Origin of the sequence: Xenorhabdus sp. SGI246 (assembly GCF_040838225.1) — a bacterium.
In the GTDB taxonomy this organism is placed as follows: domain Bacteria; phylum Pseudomonadota; class Gammaproteobacteria; order Enterobacterales; family Enterobacteriaceae; genus Xenorhabdus; species Xenorhabdus indica.
Genome location: NZ_JBFPEZ010000024.1, coordinates 1 through 18,019, shown reverse-complemented (window position 1 = coordinate 18,019; position 18,019 = coordinate 1). Strand labels below are relative to the sequence as shown.

Sequence of the window (18,019 nt, the reverse complement as noted above, 5' to 3'; positions counted from 1 at the left end):
ACAATCATAATCATGTTGTTCCATAGCAAGAGAAAATTATGAGTCACTTTTTCGCCCAATTATCGCGCCTGAAATTGATTAATCGTTGGCCTCTTATGCGAAACGTACGCACGGAAAATGTTTCAGAACACAGTTTACAGGTCGCATTTGTCGCACATGCACTCGCGATAATAAAAAACCGTAAATTTGGTGGTAATATTAATGCTGAACGGATCGCAATATTAGCAATGTATCATGATGCCAGTGAGGTTATTACTGGTGATTTACCAACGCCAATAAAATACTACAATCCTCAAATTGCTCATGAATATAAAAAAATAGAAAAGATCGCCCAACATAAATTATTAGATATGTTACCAATTGAATTACAAAATGATTTTCGCCCTATTTTAGAAGATCAATATCACACTGAAGAAGAAACTAATATTATTAAACAAGCCGATGCGTTATGTGCTTATTTAAAATGTTTGGAAGAATTATCGGCTGGAAATTCTGAATTCAATCAAGCAAAAATCAGGTTAGAGAAAACATTAAAAAAACGTCATAGTCAGGAAATGGATTATTTCATAACCGTATTTGTTCCAAGTTTTAACCTTTCTCTTGATGAAATCAGCCTGTAAAAACGACCGGGCAGCTTCACGAAAACGTGAAGTTGCCCGATACTGCATCAAAACGGAAAAAGAACGGGAATGATTGCCACACTGATCCCCAATACAATGAGTGTAAAAGGTACTCCCAACTTCAAGAAATCAGCAAAGCGGTATCCTCCCGGCCCTAATATCAATGTATTGACGGGAGAAGAAACCGGAGTCATGAACGCCGCTGAAGCCGCTACTCCAATTATCATTGCAAAAGGCAAAGGAGAGACCGACATCTCTTTCGCGGCAGCAATAGCAATAGGTGCCATCAGCACGGCTGTTGCGGTATTGGAAATAAATAATCCAATAATGGCACAAAGCACAAACAGGCATATCAACATGGCTCGTGGCCCCATATTACCGGCAATATCCATTAATCCACTGACAATTAAATCAATCCCACCGGTTTTTTGTAATGCCAATGCAAATGGCATCATACCAACAATCAGAATCAGACTTGGCCAATGGATGGCACGATAAGCACTTTCCATATCAATGCAACGAAATTTTCCCATTAACAGGCAGGCAATCAAAGCGGCAATAAAATTGGGAATTTCATTGGTCAACATCATTGCCACCATTAAAACAAGGCAAAACAGAGCATGAGGTGCCTGAGATGCTGCCGATGCAGCGCTTTCCACTTCAACGGGCAAATTCAGCATGATAAAATCAGGCGCTTTGGTTTTCAACTCCCGCACTAACTTCCAGTCACCGATGACTAGCAACGTATCTCCAAGCAGCAGTGGCTCATCAACCAACTTACCGACCAATGCCTTACCACTGCGTCGGATGCCTACTACGTTAAGCCCGTAGCGCGTACGGAATTTCATACTACGCAATGATTGTCCCAACAAATCTGATTCAGGGATCACAGATATTTCTGCCATGCCGACATCGCGGGATTGATCAGAGAAATATTCCCCGCGCAATATCATAGGTTCTAACAGTTGTTCGCTACAAAATTGCCGCAAATCCACATCACTATCAGACATATCCACCAGCAGAACATCCTGTTGCCGTAATTCCGTTTCGCCGGTTGCAGCAACCATCACCCGACGGAATTTCCGCCAACGCTCAATGCCGATAACATTCGCCCCATAACGCGCACGCAATCCCAACTCATCCAGTGAATGGCCAATCAATGGCGAATGTTGCCGGATAGCAAGACGACGGGCACGCCCGGATAATTTGTAGTCACGAATGAGATCACGAAATGAACGATGGTAATGCTCATCCGTTTTCTGGGGCGTTTTGCTTCCTAGCCAACGGCGGACAATCAGCATATAAACGATCCCTGCCAACAAAACTAAAATACCGATGGGTGTAATAGAGAAAAAACCAAAGCTGTGTAACCCTTCGCGTACTAACTCACTATTCACCACCATATTGGGAGGCGTCGCAACCAGTGTCATCATGCCACTGATCAGGCCAGCAAACCCTAATGGCATCATTAACCGCCCCGGTGAAGTCTGCATTCTGGCCGCGACACTTAAAACGACAGGAATGAAAATAGCAACAACACCAGTGGAGCTCATAAAAGCCCCTAGTCCTGCAACTGACAACATCAATAAAGCCAGCATTCTGGTTTCGCTATTACCTGCAACCCGAACTAGCCAATCTCCCATCTGATAAGCAACACCTGTTCTTACCAGCCCTTCGCCGATAACAAACAGCGCTGCAATTAACAAGACATTGGGATCGCTGAAACCAATTGTAGCTTCATTTAAGGAGAGCGTACCACTCAGGACAAAAGCAATAATCACCAGTAAAGCCACTACATCCATTCTGACTTTATTGGTCGTGAAAAGAACAATGGCTATCAATAACAGGGTCAATACCCACAACAATTCGCTATTCAATACGGCCTCTATCAGCAAAGCCGACCTGCCAACAGGCAGGCCGGATATTATCAACAAAAACCTATTACCATAGGGTATGAATAGAGTCAGTAGACCAGTTTTGTCAGAAAAAATCCTCGGTGTGGATCAACAAACTTCCTGATTCATAGCATAAATTGTTACATAACCACCAGATTTAACAATTTCGATATCTTCCAGATTCGTGATAGTCATATGAATCTCATCTCTGCGTGGAATATCCGGTGAGTCATGAACGACAACAACCTGACAGCCTGCATCCAACCCGGCATGAACTCCCGCCGCTGCATCTTCAAAAACCACACACTCTTCCGGCAACAATCCCAATTTGTGCGCCCCCAACAAATAAGGTTCGGGATTTGGTTTGCCGATCTTGACGGATTCAGCCGTTACCCAATGAGCCGGTTCTGGTAACTCCGCCACTTTATGGCGGGCAGACGCAAGAGGAACAGTCCCCGATGTCACAATTGCCCACGGAATATCCAGCGCATTCAGTTTATCAATCAAAGCAATGGCACCGGGTAAAGCGGCAATACCTTCCGTATCTTCCGTTTCGAGTTTTTCAATCCACCTGAACGTACTGTCAATCTCTTCTTCCGTAGCATCAGGCATAAAATGGCGTAATGATAATATCGCCGGAGTACCATGAACATAGTTCAGGACTTCATCACGGTCGATACCCATCTTATCAGCGAACTTAATCCACGCTCGCTCAACCGCAGGCAATGAATCAATCAGCGTGCCATCCAAATCAAATAAAAAACCTCTACATTTCAGTACCAAAGCCCAACTCCTTCAAATGCAGTCATCTGTTAATCATCTGGTATATTTCAACAATATTCAGGTGATATACGCATTAAACTTCAAGTTGCAATTTACAACACTATATGAAACCTGATTTCTCCCCGCTTCGCGGGGAGAAATCACACGCATCTTGAAGTTAGATTGGTATAGTAAGCAAAAGCAAAAAACCTGAATGAAAATCTACATAGGCAAGATAGCGAAAAAATTCTGGATGGGGAATTTATTAGTCAACTGATTCAAAAACCGTCAGGCCAGAATGGCCTCTGACGGTTTAAATATCATCAAGGAAAGAGTTATCCAACTGTTTGAACGCCCGTTTCAGCAATTCAGCCAGTGATAAGTAAGTCGGCGTGCTTTCTACTGGCATCATTGCGATCCCGGCTTCAGCAAATTTCTCACGAATTTCGTAAAACCATTTCAGCAAACTTTCAGGCAAAGGCGTTGCTGCCCGTTTTCCTAGCCACCATAACCCTTGTAATGGCAGGCTACAGGCAAACAGTGCTGTCGCAACAGATGGCCCTAACTGCCCACCCAATGCGATTTGCCAGGTTAAGGTAAAGATCGCCAATGGCGGCATAAAGCGAATGCCAAAGCGAGTCGCTTTAATCACGCGGTTTTCCGGAAACACAGGAGCAAGCTGTTTTTCCAGTGGCCATATTTTTAGATATTGTTGCCCTAATTGGACTCTTTTAAACCAACCCTGGTTGACAGGTGGCGTCATATTCATCATGACCTCAATCAATTAAAAGCATAGTTTTTAAAAAATCTCTACAAAAGATAAAATCTTTTTTGTAGTATTAAGTATATTTTGTCTTTATTGCTGGCAAACGGTATCCTACACAGACTTTTGTGTTGTTGCAGCAACAAAACAGAAAGACCGCCTGTTTTCGCAACATTTTGGTTCGTTTGTTAATAAATTGCTTCATTTTTTTAACACTTTTCTTCTTTAAGATTAGATCACAACAAGATAATAGGTAATTCCATGTCAAGTAAGCTGGTACTGGTTCTTAATTGCGGTAGCTCCTCTCTGAAATTCGCTATCATCGATCCTGCCAATGGTGAAGAATATCTCTCTGGTTTGGCTGAATGTTTCGGTCTGCCAGAAGCGCGTATTAAATGGAAAATAGATGGAGCGAAAAACGAAGCTGCTTTAGGTGCCGGCGCAGCACACAGTGAAGCTCTGAACTTTATTGTTAATACGATTTTGTCTGAAAAGCCAGAACTTTCTGAGCAAATTTCAGCCATCGGTCACCGTATCGTTCACGGCGGTGAAAAATTCACTTCTTCTGTGATTATCACTGATGAAGTTATCAAAGGCATCGAAGCAGCAATCCCATTTGCACCACTGCACAACCCTGCACACCTGATCGGTATCGCAGAAGCGAAAAAAGCCTTCCCTCATCTGGTTGAGAAAAACATTGCTGTATTTGATACCGCATTCCACCAGTCTATGCCTGAAGAAGCATATCTGTATGCACTGCCATATAATCTGTACAAAGAGCATGGCATCCGCCGCTACGGTGCACACGGTACTAGCCATTTCTATGTTTCCCGTGAAGCAGCTAAAATGCTGAACAAACCCGTTGAAGAACTGAACGTTATCACCTGCCACTTGGGTAATGGTGGCTCTGTTTCTGCTATTGTCAATGGTAAATGTGTTGATACTTCTATGGGTCTGACTCCACTGGAAGGTCTGGTTATGGGGACTCGCAGCGGTGACATCGACCCAGCTATCGTATTCCACCTGCATGACGCAATGGGCATGAGTGTTGACCAGATCAATACCCTGTTGACCAAAGAATCCGGTTTCCTGGGTCTGACTGAAGTCACTAGCGACTGCCGTTATGTAGAAGATAACTACGAAACTAAAACAGATGCAAAACGTGCAATGGATGTTTACTGCCACCGTCTGGCGAAATATATTGGTGCTTACGGTGCATTGATGGAAGGTCGTCTGGATGCAGTCATCTTCACTGGCGGCATCGGTGAAAACTCTGCTCTGGTTCGTGAGTTGACGCTGAAAAAAGTTGCTCTGCTAGGTTTTGAATACGATCACGAGCGTAACCTTGCTGCTCGTTTCGGTAAAGATGGCGTGATCACAACTGATAACAGCCGTCCTGCTCTGGTGATCCCAACCAATGAAGAATTGGTGATCGCTCAGGACTCAGCGCGCCTGACTGCATAAGCAAATGACTTCTTATAACCGCCAGCATTGCTGGTGGTTGTTTATCGCATTTACATCATGTTGATTGACTAACGAGCAACCGTTAAAGAGGTTTCCGTGTCCCGTACAATTATGTTGATCCCTACTGGCACCAGCATTGGTTTAACCAGTGTCAGCCTGGGGGTAATCCGCTCCATGGAGCAAAAAGGCGTTCGCCTGAGTGTCTTTAAACCTATCGCGCAACAACGCAGTAGCGGTTCCCAAGACAGAACCACAACAATTATTCGTTCTCACTCCAGCATTCACGCTGCTGAGCCCTTGGAAATGGCTTATGTGGAATCTCTTCTGACCACCAATAAAAAAGATGTGCTGATGGAAGAGATCGTGGCTCGCTACCACGCTAACACTAAAGACGCAGAAGTGGTTCTGATCGAAGGTTTGGTTCCGACTCGTAAACATCCATTTGCGCAGTCTCTGAACTATGAAATTGCCAAAACACTGAATGCTGAAATTGTCTTCATTACTGCTCTGGGTACTCACTCCCCGGAACAATTAAAAGAACAGATTGAACTAAGCCGCGCAGAATACGGTGGAAGCAAGAACAAGAACATTATCGGTGTCATTGTCAACAAGCTGAATGCCCCGGTTGATGAGCAAGGCCGTACTCGTCCTGACCTGTCCGAAATCTTCGACGAAGCAACAAAAGCTACTGTTACTCATGTTGATCCGAAAACTGCATTCAAAAACAGCCCATTGCCAATTCTCGGTTGCATTCCCTGGAATTTCGATCTGATCGCCACCCGTGCGATTGATATGGCAAGACATCTGAAAGCAGACATTATCAACGAAGGGGCTATCCAGACCCGCCGTATTAAATCTGTGACTTTCTGTGCCCGCAGCATTCCCAACATGCTGGAATACTTCCGTCCTGGCTCTCTGCTGGTAACTTCAGCAGACCGTCCTGATGTGTTGATCACAGCTTGTCTGGCCGCCATGAACGGCGTTGAAGTTGGGGCGGTTTTGCTGACTGGTGGTTATAAGATTGATGACTCCATCCGTGAGCTGTGTGAACGTGCCTTCAGCACTGGTCTGCCTGTATTCACCGTGAACACCAATACCTGGCAGACTTCCCTGAACCTGCAAAGTTTCAGTCTGGAAGTTCCTGCGGATGACCATGAGCGTATCGAAAAACTGCAAGACTATGTTGCGCAGCACATCAGCAACGAGTGGATTGATTCCCTGGCAGCCGCTTCTGAACGTCCGAATCGCCTGTCTCCACCAGCATTCCGTTACCAGTTAACTGAACTGGCGCGTCAGGCTGGCAAACGTATCGTTCTGCCGGAAGGTGATGAACCACGTACTGTTAAAGCGGCGTCTATCTGTGCTGAACGTGGTATCGCTGAATGTATTCTGCTCGGTGATCCAGAAGAAATTCGCCGTGTGGCAGCCGCTCAGGGTGTTGAACTGGGTACTGGCATAGAAATCGTTAACCCGGCTTCTGTACGTGAACGCTATGTTCCACGTCTGGTTGAACTGCGTAAAAACAAAGGCATGACCGAAGTTGTTGCCCGTGAACAACTGGAAGACAATGTTGTTCTGGGCACAATGATGCTGGAACAAGGTGAAGTTGATGGTCTGGTTTCCGGTGCTGTTCACACAACGGCAAACACAATCCGTCCACCATTGCAGTTAATTAAAACTGCACCAAACAGCTCTCTGGTCTCTTCTGTATTCTTTATGTTGCTGCCAGAACAAGTATTGGTTTACGGTGACTGTGCAATCAACCCGGACCCAACCGCTGAGCAACTGTCTGAAATTGCGATTCAGTCCGCAGATTCTGCCAAAGCATTTGGTATCGAGCCTCGCGTTGCTATGATCTCCTACTCCACTGGCAACTCTGGTGCCGGCAGCGATGTAGAGAAAGTTCGCGAAGCAACACGCCTGGCACAGGAAAAACGCCCGGATCTGATCATTGACGGCCCATTGCAGTACGATGCGGCTATCATGGCAGACGTCGCAAAATCCAAAGCACCAAACTCTCCGGTTGCTGGTCAGGCTACCGTGTTCATCTTCCCGGATCTGAACACCGGTAACACCACTTATAAAGCGGTACAGCGCTCTGCGGATCTGGTTTCTATCGGGCCAATGCTGCAAGGTATGCGTAAACCTGTTAACGACCTGTCCCGTGGCGCACTGGTTGACGATATCGTTTATACCGTTGCACTGACTGCTATTCAGGCAACTCAACAAGAAAACGCCTAATTTTTAGGTATCTTGTCTTGTACGGTCCCGGCTAAAGATGGGGGACCGTACAAACTATACGTCTGGAAAAATAATATAGCAGAAGTCATCTCTAAGCGGCCTGATCGGGCTACCTGGGAATACTTTTCCAGCAAAACATGACTAAATTGTTCTGAAACTTATTGTTAGTATCAGTTTGAATTCCTATATAGTGCCCTTGAAAGTATATTCCCCATCCATCAATACCCATAGATTACTTTTATTAGGTTCAAGTATCATCTCGTTTTTTCCACAATAATCAAAATCCATACGTAAATAAGCTCGCTCTGAACCACTAAAAGGTGAAAGGCTCACTTTTCCATTTCTTCCATATTCTTTTGATTTATTGACAGCCTTTTCCATCAATAAAACACCACAATCACGACAACCGGGATGAGTTAACAAATTTTTAACTCTAGGAGGTTCTTCTTTCCAAGAAAATATCAATATACCTATAGGTGCACCGTCAATATAAGCCACAAAACAACAAATATTTTCTTGCTCAGAGGATTCAAAAAGCAGCTCCTGTAAAAGAGACTGTGAAGATCTAATCATACACAGTGTAGCATGGCATCTTTCATTCCAATCTTCTTGTAAGTCCATGATTTTTTCACCTTTATTAGGTTCATATAACCATTCTTTTTTAATATTTCTTTCTATATTTCTAGCAACCATTATTCCCTCTGAAAAAGATACTTCCTTTATCACAAGAAACCATCTGGCATTAAAAGACTCTAAATTAAATTTCATAATACATACCCACACAATAATATTAATTAAAATTTAATTTTTGTGATTAATAATATAAAATTACTATAAAAATATTCTTAAATAGTTTAATAAAATATTATTATTAATTTTAATTAATAGGTTAAGATTTTTATATTTTAAGATAAGCATTTTGGGGAATCATCATTGAATAAATCTTTAATTTCCTATTATTCCCAAAACTGTATGATTCATTAAACACAGACTCAATAGTAAAGCACAATCTCACGAATTTCTATATTCACAATCATTATTTGTATTCTACTCTTTATTTTTAAACAAGGGATATAATCAATTTCAATTAAAATAAATGGCAACCTCAACTAATCAATAAACTCCACTGTTTTTATACTACTTATGTTTTTTCCGCATACGCCATAAAATTTCCAATATCAGAAACCAGATAGGTGTGCCATACAATGCAATACGTGTATCATAATCAAAGATCATAATCACTATTGTGAAAGCAAAAAATATCAGGGTACACCATGTCATCGGAATGCCCATTGGCATTTTATAGGCAGAAACCTGATGTAAATCAGGTCGTTTCTTACGGTATGCCAGATAAGCAAGCAATATCATGCACCAACTATAAACAACCATGATGGCTGCCACCGTTGAAACAATCGTAAATAACTTCATAACATCAGGAATAATAAACAGCAGAAGTACACCACTTGCCATACAAACAACAGAGAATATCAGACCGAAAATCGGGATTGCATTACCCACCGAAAGCAGACCAAATTTACCATGCGCCAGCTTTTCCGTGGACAAGCCATACAACATGCGGGTACAGGCGTACAATCCACTGTTTGCTGAGGACATCGCTGAAGTCAGAGCCACAAAATTAATGATTGCGGCTGCGGCTGGTAATCCGGCTAATGCAAACAACGTAACAAATGGGCTGACTTCCGGAGAAATATTCGGCCATGAAGTGACTGCAATAATGCACATCATGGAAAATACATAAAAGATAATGATACGGATAGGAATACTATTAATGGATTTTGGTAAAATTTTTTCCGGCTCTTTCGTTTCGGCCGCCACAGTCCCCACCAGCTCAATGCCGGTAAAAGAGAAAATAGCAATTTGAAAACCTGCCAGAAACCCGATTATACCATTGGGCAAGAAGACTGCTGGCTCAGTCAGGTGACGAACAGATGCTGTGACTCCATTAGGTGAAGTCCAGCCAACAACAACCATTCCTGCCCCAACAATAATCAGTGCAATTATTGCCACTACTTTGATCATAGCAAACCAGAATTCAGCCTCTCCGAACAATCGCACCGTAAAAAAGTTGCATAAACACATCAACCCCAAAATAAACAACGCGGTAATCCAAAGGGAAATATCAGGAAACCAGTACTGAATATAGCCACCACATACCACAACATCTGCAATGCAGCTCACTACCCAGCTCATCCAATATGTCCATCCGAGAAAATAACTGGCTTTTTCCCCTAAATAATCAGCAACAAAATCGGCGAACGTACGGTAATCCAGCTTAGTGAGCAAGAGTTCTCCCATTGCTCGCATAACCATGAAAGCAAAAAAACCGATCAACAGGTAAGTCAGAATAATGGAAGTACCTGATACAGCTATAGTTTTCCCTGTCCCCATGAATAGCCCAGTCCCGATAGCACCACCAATGGCTATTAACTGGACATGACGTTTTCCTAATCCACGGTGAAGTTTCTGTGCGCCTATGGGCTGTTCTACAGGTGTTTTTACCATATCCGTCATCAATAACCTCCACGGTTTCTGTTTATGATGAATTTACATCAATTGATTACATTATTTGCTCCAATAACAGACCCGCTCTCAGACCAATGGCAACATTGGCATTAGGGAACAAAATAAAGTTTGCCGGGGAAATAATTTCCCAAGATTGATTTTCCTGACTGGCAATTTCAAAACCATCCGGCAGTGCAGTGAAGTTTTTTGTATCTTCTGAAATATGAAGCCGGAAGCTACTGTCTTGTTTGATAATTGAATCGATAACGCGGTAACGTTTGATTATTGGTTTTTCCCGTTTAACAGAGAATAAACCTGCTACCAGATCATGTAATGCCGTCGTGATATTTTTGAAATGAGTCAGATCATTCTGTCCAAAGGGATACACCTTACCAATTTCCATCGTACAACTGTCCATGTTGAAATATTGGCTGGTAAATTGACTGAAAGTACTACCTTCACTTTTATGGAAAACCAGTGCATCAATATCGCATCCCTCCAGCCACTGTAATAGATCAGCCGCATACTCACGCTGTTGGAAAGGCAATAAAGCAAATTGTTCATGAAAGGAACCACGTATGGCGGTATGCAAATCAAGATGCCAGCGTCGTGTTGATGTCATAACCATAGGCTCCTGAAAGAATCGCTGTATCACAGATTCCAATTCTGCCGCCCGTTCTGATTCAATCCCGGTAGGGAAATTCTGATACCGCCCACCAAACATACGATTGAGATCATTGTGGATATAGCGCTTATTGGCACGCATAGCGGGCACATTACCAAAAATCAACAATAGGTTATGCTGTATTGGTAAAGTTCCCTGCACCAGTTGTGATAATAATTGGAGCAGAATTTCCACAGGAGCCGTTTCATTACCATGTATTCCTGCGGAAATAATCAATGTATGGTCTTTTCTCTCTTGTGGAATTAACTGTAATACCCCTTCCGCCACCCATGCTGCTGTTAATGAGGACGGGAAACTGAGCGTATTCTCAAGATTTTTTCCAAGTGGCTTCTTTTCAAGCAATAGAGAAAGTAAATCCATTTGACCTCCCGATTAACGCTGAAATTCATAGACAGAACCGATATTGAGGATCTGAGTTAATTCATCCAGAGCAAAATAGACTTCTGTTAACAATTGTGGATCAGCCAGATCATCGGCATACAAAGCATCACGATAATAGCGTTCAACCCAGTCCGTTAAACGCAGGTACAGATCTGGGGTCATCAGTACAGCCGGATTGACCGCTGCCAATTCTTTCTCTTTCATGGCAACCCGAAGCCGCAGACAAGCCGGACCACCACCGTTACGCATACTTTCACGCAAATCAAAGAAATGGAGTTTACTGATAGGTGAATTCCCTGACGCAACCAGAGACTGTAAATACGCTGAGACATTGGCATTTTGCCGGCACTCTTCCGGCAAAATCAACATCATATTGCCATCAGGCTGGCTCAAAAGTTGACTGTTGAAAAGATAAGATCTTACCGCATCCTGAATAGTCACTTGCGATGTCGGTACTTCAATTGTGATCAACGTTTGCCCCAAATGTGCCAGTTTTTTCTCAAGTTCAGCAAATACTGATTGCTGGTTTAAAAATGCCTGCTCATGGCAGAAAAAAACATTCCGGTTACTGACTGCAATCACATCGTTATGGAAGACTCCGCTGTCAATAGCAATGGGATTCTGCTGAGCAAAGACAGTTTGTGCCTCTTCAAGCTGATGTAATCGTGCGATGGCCTGACTGGCTTCCAATGTCTGCCGCGCAGGATAATGTTCTGGTGTTATCCCGTTCTGAAAGGCACTACGCCCATAAACAAATAACTGCACTCCCGCTTCATCATACTCACCACAAAAACGATTGTGATTTGCTGCACCTTCATCGCCCCAGTCAGCATGTTGGGGTAACGGATCATGATGGACAAAATAGTTCTGGTCAGAAAAGACCGCCTTTAATGCCAGGGATGTTGTGGCACTCTCCAGTGAGCGATGCAGCTTGTTATTTAAATTTGCTACCGTAAAGTGAACTCGCCGATCTGCACTATCAGCAGAAGGTGAAACGGTTGCGGCATTAGCTGCCCACATGGCAGAAGCTGAACTGAGATTGGATAATAATAACGGTGAATAACGTGCAGCTTTATTTAATACCTGCTCATCATTGCCTGTAAACCCAAGTTGCCGCAGGACGGGTAGATTAGGACGTTGTTGCGGAGGCAAAACCCCCTGTACCAATCCCATATCAGACAATGCTTTCATTTTTAGTAACCCCTGAAGTGCCGCTCTGCGAGGGTTAGACTCTTGTCCACGATGATTCATTGAGGCTTCATTACCCATCGACAACCCGGCATAATGATGTGTCATGCCCACCAAACCATCAAAGTTTGCTTCAATTCCCGACATAATGACCTCGTCTCTTCCTGCTGTTCATTGAAAATAATGTTAATCAGAAAAATTAAGAGCGGAAAAAATCAAGCCCCGGCACAGGGGTATCAGGCAGAACTAATTTATCTGTCGCCAGAGATGCCATTGGCCAGGCACAATAATCTGCGGCATAGTAAGCGTTGGGGCGATGATTACCTGATGCGCCAATCCCGCCAAAAGGTGCCTGGCTGGAAGCGCCGGTCAGTGGTTTATTCCAGTTCACGATTCCGGCTCTTGCTTCCTGGGACAAACGCTGAAAAAGACTCTCATCAGGGGATATCAATCCCGCTGCCAGACCAAACCGAGTGTTATTAGCAATGGAAATAGCTTCCTCAAAACCGTCATAGCGTTGCAAAGTCAACAGAGGACCGAAATATTCTTCATCTGGAACCTGACTGACACCCGTCAAATCGACAATACCAGGAGTCATAAATGTAGAGTGAGGATCGGGCTGTGTTAAAGTGAGCAGCGCGTTGCCTCCTAAGGCTACTAATCTGGACTGAGCATCCAATAAACTTTCTGCCGCAGACAAAGAGATAACGCCCCCCATGAAAGGTTGAGGATCGGCATCCCAACGGGATGGAACTATCTGACGTGTTGCTTCGACCAACCGCCGGATCAGTGTATCTCCCCTCTCTCCACGTCTTACCAGCAATCTGCGAGCACAAGTACAACGTTGCCCGGCGGAGATATATGCGGATTGAATAATGGTATACACTGCTGCATCCAGATCCGCATAATCATCCACGATCAAGGCATTGTTGCCCCCCATCTCCAACGCCAGCATTTTTTCCGGTTGCCCGGCCAATAAACGGTGGAAATGAAAACCGGTTGTTGCACTGCCTGTAAATAACACACCGTCAATATCGCGGTTATCCAGTAAGGCGCCACCAGTATCTTTACCTCCCTGAACAAGATTCAGCACTCCCACAGGCAAACCCGACCTGATCCATAAGATCATGATTTTTTCTGCTGTTATTGGGGTCAGTTCACTTGGTTTAAATACTAATGTGTTACCGGCAATTAGTGCAGGAACGATATGACCATTAGGTAAGTGCCCTGGGAAATTGTAAGGGCCGAAAACTGCCATTACACCATGGGGACGATGCTGTAATATGGCTTTGCCATCCGGCATAGTGGTTTCAGAATAACCTGTGCGGTGCTGCCATGCTTCAATGGAGATAGCAACTTTACCAATCATGGATTGAACTTCCGTCCGGGTTTCCCACAACGGTTTGCTGGTTTCTTCACTGATCACACGAGCAATGGTTTCTTTTTCCTGTGCTAATAAAGCAGCAAACGTCTGAACAATAGCAATACGCTTTTCAACTGCCAGTTTTGCCCATACCGGAAACGCTCTGCGGGCTGCCTGGCAGGCTTCATCCACTTGATTAACAGAAGCACTATGTGCTTGCCATAAAACTGCCTGATCAACGGGCGAAGATTTGACAAGCAGCGCACCTTGCCCTGCAATCCAATGACCATCAATGTAATTTGCCTGATAATTCATTGTGAAGTTTCCTCTGAAAAAAGAGCAACACAGCGTACTGACTCCCCTTCCGCCACCTGAAGTGCATCCATTTCTGCGGAAGTCAGCCTCAGTTCATTATTATTTAGTACGTTATTATTTAATGAATTAATGCCAGCAGGATCAGGAATATTCAGTAGCAACGCTTTAAAATCCTGAAAATGTAGGTTAGAGACAATATATAGTCTGCCGCTGTACTGTCTGGAAACATTTTCGCATCTTTGTACAGATACAAGCTGACTTGCTTTTACCGCTCGTACCTCATCAATATCAGCCTGTAAAATGGCACCGGCGTCAAAAATATCGACCAAATCGTGATAGGTAAAACCTTCTTTTTCTAAAATGATACGGGCTGGCACAGTATTTTCATGTACTTGACCGATAGCACGTTGAGCCGCTTCAGGCAACAGAGGGACATAAATCGGATGGAACGGCATTAATTCAGCAATAAATGTTTTCGCACCAATGCCGGTTAAATAGTCTGCCTGTGCAAAAGGGACATTGAAAAAGTGTTGCCCAAGAGCATTCCAGAATGGCGATTCTCCCTGTTTATTTACCACTCCGCGCATTTCCGCAAAAATAGATTTCGGAAAAAGATGACGAAAGGCCGAAATAAATAAGAACCGACTTCGGGAAAGGAAAACACCATTGCGTCCTCCATGATAAGTAGGATCAAGGAACAAAGTACACAATTCACTGCATCCGGTATAATCCTGACCAACAATCAGCGTTTCAAAGGCATTATAAACACCTAATTCGCGGGATGAGCGCACCGATTTCTGTACCCGGTAATTATAGAAAGGCTCCTCTAACCCAACCGCAACTTCCAGTGCACTCACCCCAATAACACGATGCTTTTCCGTGTCTTCCAGAGTAAACAAGAATCCCTGCTGTGAGCGTCCGCGGGCATCATTAAATGAATCAATACTGCGTGAAATCCGGGATGCCAAGTATTCCTGATTGTTTGGCAACGATGTTAAACCAACTCCAGCACAAGATGAGAGATTAAGGATATCCCCCAAATCTTTATGTTGAACGGATCTGAATAGCATCATGGTATCACCTCAAAACTGCTTTTATTCCTGAACAAATCGCTTGAGGGCGCTCTCAAGCCGGGCAAAGCCTTCGTTGATATCCTGTTGTTCAATATTTAATGCCGGAGCAAAACGCAGCACATCCGGCCCGGCAATCAGAGCAATTAACCCTTCTTCCGCCCCGATATTGTTCAGATCCTTAGCCTTGCCCTGATATTTTTTCTCCAGCTCTGCCCCCAGCAGTAACCCCTTGCCACGGATTTCACGAAACAGCGGGTAACGTTGGTTCAAAGTGGATATCTGCCGCATAAATTCATGGTGGCGCGCCTGCACACCTGCCAGGAATTCCCGCTGATTGACTATACTCAATACCTTATGAGCAACTGCGGCTGCCAACGGGTTACCACCGAATGTTGTACCGTGTGAACCCGGTTGGAAAACCTCTGCAATATGCTGTTTAACCAGCATAGCCCCGATGGGGAAACCACCTCCTAGCCCTTTCGCACTGGTTAATATATCTGGTTCAACATCTACTTCTTCGTAGGCATACAGATAGCCCGTGCGGCCAATTCCTGTCTGTATTTCGTCAAAAATCAGCAGTGCCTGATGTTGATCACACAACGCCCTTAAAGCCTGCAGAAATGCCTGATCAGCAGGGATAACTCCCCCTTCACCAATAATGGGTTCAACAATAACCGCACAGGTTTTTTCAGAAATATGTGCTTTGATCGTTTCAATATCGTTATAAGGGAGGTGGGTAATTTGTTGTGGAAGCGGGGCAAAATCTTGTGAGTATTTGGGTTGTCCCCCAACTGTCACTGTAAATAATGTTCTGCCGTGGAAAGAGTTTTCAAATGAGATAATTTCGTTTTTATGGCTGCCATATTTATCTAAGGCATATTTTCTGGCAATTTTCAGTGCTGCCTCATTCGCTTCAGCACCGGAGTTACAGAAAAAAACCTTATCAGCAAAGGTAGTTTCAACCAGCTCTTTTGCCAGTTTTAGGACAGGTTCATTTGTATAACCATTACCGATATGCCAGAAATTTTCCATTTGGGCACTTAACGTTTCTTTTAACTCATTATTAGCATGTCCCAATACGTTAACAGCAATACCTCCAGCAAAATCAATATATCCTTTTCCATCCTGATCCCACACTCTGGAACCTTCAGCTCTGACCGGAATAAAAGGTGCCGGTGAGAAACAAGGAACCATATACTGATCAAACCAACTTCTCTGAATCGTTTTCGACATTTGTTTTACCTCGAAAAAATGAACAAGAAAGGCGATTATGAATTCCTATTTAATAGAATATTTCTTCAAATTAATAGATAAAATCTTATTTTCTGTTAATTATTTCTATTGATTTCCAATTAAATTCATTCATTCGAACAATATTTCATTTAATTTTCATATTAATTTTCCAATGCCTTTCATTGCCTCTTTTGGTTAACAATTAATCGAATCATTGCCTTGATTTTTAACAAAGTCAACACAAAAAAATCACAATAAATTTACTTTATGATGTTTTTCACAATTTATAAAAATGATTTTTTCGGCAATTTATGCAATGCTTATGCATAAAAACTAAATAAAAAGAGGTATAAAATTAAGTGCTGACGAAAAATTCGTTTTTTTCCTCGATAATTATTCAGTTATTAAGGTGATATTTTTTGATCAGATTTATCAAAAAATATTTGCAAATACAAATTTTTAATATAACCAAAAAAATTATATTAAAATCATTCGGTTAATTGATATGTCTATAGAGAAATGTTCACGTCATTCAGAAAACTGGCCTGATAATCCCCCAGAAGTTGATTACTGTTGCTTCTGGAGGATCGTTTAATTGTAGTCACACAGTGACTTGAAACTTATTCAGCAAATATTGATACACCTTTCTTAACTGAATTTTTATTAATGATTTCATCTTTAATAATGGAAGTCGCTTCAATGATATCCGAGTGAGAGTAATGTTCAATTAATTTAATCATTAAAGGATTAGTAACCCAGGCAGAAATATTATTATCCGGCATTTTGGCTACTAACTGATTTACTAATACCCCAATTTCTCCTTTGTAACTTTGATCTGTTTTTCCTGCTTTAAATAGAATAATTTTCGTATGCGTTAATTTACCACTTAAGTCACAATTAATAATTTTATTTTCAAAAGGAATGGCTTCCAATACTTTATTTATATAAGTATCCTCAGCCCCCATCTGCTGTAATTTTTTTGTAACACTCTTAATCACATATGACATATCTATTTGATTTTTTACTCTTTTTAACTCATCGGTATTTATTATTGTATCTAACAAAAATAACTCGATATCTTTTGCTCCATGCTGTTCAAGTTGAAATGCAATTTCCATCGCTAATTGTCCTCCTAATGACCATCCTAATATCCTGATAGTTTTATCAATAGAAGTTTCAGTTAAAATCAATTCTAAATAGACTTGAGCTATTTTTTCTAATGAACTAATGTGATATTCCGTCAGCAAATTATAATTATTGATACCTATACAGTGATAGACATCAGATAATTCATTAGCCAGAGAAGTATATACCTCACTACCGCAATTAGCTGCATGAACCATAAACAATTTATCTGTTGCTGTTGATTTTGGCGTTAATTGATGAAGCAGTTCACATTTAGAATGCCCATCCTCCAACCATCCTGCTAGCAAAGACACAGATCGGTAGCTAAACAATATATGCAATGGGATCTCAATCTCCATTTCACGATGAATAGCGGCTGCCAGTTTAA

14 protein-coding genes are annotated in these 18,019 nt (G+C 42.6%); 3 read left to right on the top strand and 11 right to left on the bottom strand.

Features of this window, described 5'->3' with window-relative positions; translation table 11 throughout:
• Positions 1-38 precede the first annotated feature (38 nt).
• On the top strand, positions 39-620 hold the full coding sequence (gene yfbR, locus ABLA85_RS06120) for a 5'-deoxynucleotidase (RefSeq protein ID WP_367962260.1): 582 nt from the start codon (positions 39-41) through the stop codon (positions 618-620).
• 47 nt (positions 621-667) lie between these two features.
• Here yfbR and ABLA85_RS06115 read toward each other — a convergent pair whose 3' ends face one another.
• From ABLA85_RS06115 to yfbV, 3 genes are all read right to left on the bottom strand, one after another.
• Entirely contained in the window at positions 668-2,497 is a 1,830-nt protein-coding gene (locus ABLA85_RS06115; RefSeq protein ID WP_367962323.1) for an SLC13 family permease, read from the bottom strand.
• Between the two features lie 126 nt (positions 2,498-2,623).
• Complete coding sequence (locus ABLA85_RS06110) at positions 2,624-3,298, bottom strand: sugar phosphatase (protein ID WP_367962258.1); 675 nt, start codon at positions 3,296-3,298, stop codon at positions 2,624-2,626.
• 292 nt (positions 3,299-3,590) lie between these two features.
• Complete coding sequence (yfbV, locus tag ABLA85_RS06105; RefSeq protein ID WP_340619385.1) at positions 3,591-4,046, bottom strand: terminus macrodomain insulation protein YfbV; 456 nt, start codon at positions 4,044-4,046, stop codon at positions 3,591-3,593.
• A gap of 255 nt (positions 4,047-4,301) precedes the next feature.
• Between yfbV and ackA the strand changes: the two genes are divergently transcribed.
• On the top strand, positions 4,302-5,504 hold the full coding sequence (gene ackA, locus ABLA85_RS06100) for an acetate kinase (RefSeq protein ID WP_367962256.1): 1,203 nt from the start codon (positions 4,302-4,304) through the stop codon (positions 5,502-5,504).
• Between the two features lie 96 nt (positions 5,505-5,600).
• A complete protein-coding gene (gene pta, locus ABLA85_RS06095) occupies positions 5,601-7,745 on the top strand; it encodes a phosphate acetyltransferase (protein WP_367962254.1) in 2,145 nt (714 codons plus the stop codon).
• A gap of 183 nt (positions 7,746-7,928) precedes the next feature.
• On the opposite strand, the gene ABLA85_RS06090 is transcribed toward pta, so the two are convergent.
• From ABLA85_RS06090 to ABLA85_RS06055, 8 genes are all read right to left on the bottom strand, one after another.
• Positions 7,929-8,513 carry a GNAT family N-acetyltransferase gene (locus tag ABLA85_RS06090; protein ID WP_367962253.1) on the bottom strand — a complete coding sequence of 195 codons (585 nt, stop codon included), beginning with the start codon at positions 8,511-8,513 and terminating at the stop codon, positions 7,929-7,931.
• A 369-nt stretch (positions 8,514-8,882) separates the two neighbouring features.
• A complete protein-coding gene (locus ABLA85_RS06085; protein WP_367962251.1) occupies positions 8,883-10,277 on the bottom strand; it encodes an amino acid permease in 1,395 nt (464 codons plus the stop codon).
• 46 nt (positions 10,278-10,323) lie between these two features.
• On the bottom strand, positions 10,324-11,313 hold the full coding sequence (astE, locus tag ABLA85_RS06080; protein WP_367962250.1) for a succinylglutamate desuccinylase: 990 nt from the start codon (positions 11,311-11,313) through the stop codon (positions 10,324-10,326).
• 12 nt (positions 11,314-11,325) lie between these two features.
• Positions 11,326-12,669, bottom strand: a complete 1,344-nt coding sequence (gene astB / locus ABLA85_RS06075) for an N-succinylarginine dihydrolase (RefSeq protein ID WP_367962248.1) — start codon at positions 12,667-12,669, stop codon at positions 11,326-11,328.
• 52 nt (positions 12,670-12,721) lie between these two features.
• Positions 12,722-14,200, bottom strand: coding sequence for a succinylglutamate-semialdehyde dehydrogenase (gene astD, locus ABLA85_RS06070; RefSeq protein ID WP_367962247.1), 1,479 nt, complete (start codon positions 14,198-14,200; stop codon positions 12,722-12,724).
• A complete protein-coding gene (gene astA, locus ABLA85_RS06065) occupies positions 14,197-15,273 on the bottom strand; it encodes an arginine N-succinyltransferase (protein WP_367962245.1) in 1,077 nt (358 codons plus the stop codon). The genes astD and astA overlap by 4 nt, the downstream gene beginning before the upstream one ends.
• Positions 15,274-15,294: 21 nt before the next feature.
• On the bottom strand, positions 15,295-16,506 hold the full coding sequence (locus tag ABLA85_RS06060; RefSeq protein ID WP_367962243.1) for an aspartate aminotransferase family protein: 1,212 nt from the start codon (positions 16,504-16,506) through the stop codon (positions 15,295-15,297).
• A gap of 620 nt (positions 16,507-17,126) precedes the next feature.
• Positions 17,127-18,019 (bottom strand): thioesterase domain-containing protein (locus ABLA85_RS06055; RefSeq protein ID WP_367962241.1); only part of this gene is annotated, 893 nt, incomplete at its 5' end.

Excerpts from the sequence above, each read along its gene's own strand:
- yfbR (WP_367962260.1), top strand. The coding sequence starts at position 39 with ATGAGTCACTTTTTCGCCCAATTATCGCGCCTGAAATTGATTAATCGT.
- yfbV (WP_340619385.1), bottom strand. The coding sequence starts at position 4,046 with ATGAATATGACGCCACCTGTCAACCAGGGTTGGTTTAAAAGAGTCCAA.
- ackA (WP_367962256.1), top strand. The coding sequence starts at position 4,302 with ATGTCAAGTAAGCTGGTACTGGTTCTTAATTGCGGTAGCTCCTCTCTG.
- ABLA85_RS06090 (WP_367962253.1), bottom strand. The coding sequence starts at position 8,513 with ATGAAATTTAATTTAGAGTCTTTTAATGCCAGATGGTTTCTTGTGATA.
- ABLA85_RS06085 (WP_367962251.1), bottom strand. The coding sequence starts at position 10,277 with ATGACGGATATGGTAAAAACACCTGTAGAACAGCCCATAGGCGCACAG.
- astE (WP_367962250.1), bottom strand. The coding sequence starts at position 11,313 with ATGGATTTACTTTCTCTATTGCTTGAAAAGAAGCCACTTGGAAAAAAT.
- astB (WP_367962248.1), bottom strand. The coding sequence starts at position 12,669 with ATGTCGGGAATTGAAGCAAACTTTGATGGTTTGGTGGGCATGACACAT.
- astD (WP_367962247.1), bottom strand. The coding sequence starts at position 14,200 with ATGAATTATCAGGCAAATTACATTGATGGTCATTGGATTGCAGGGCAA.
- astA (WP_367962245.1), bottom strand. The coding sequence starts at position 15,273 with ATGATGCTATTCAGATCCGTTCAACATAAAGATTTGGGGGATATCCTT.
- ABLA85_RS06060 (WP_367962243.1), bottom strand. The coding sequence starts at position 16,506 with ATGTCGAAAACGATTCAGAGAAGTTGGTTTGATCAGTATATGGTTCCT.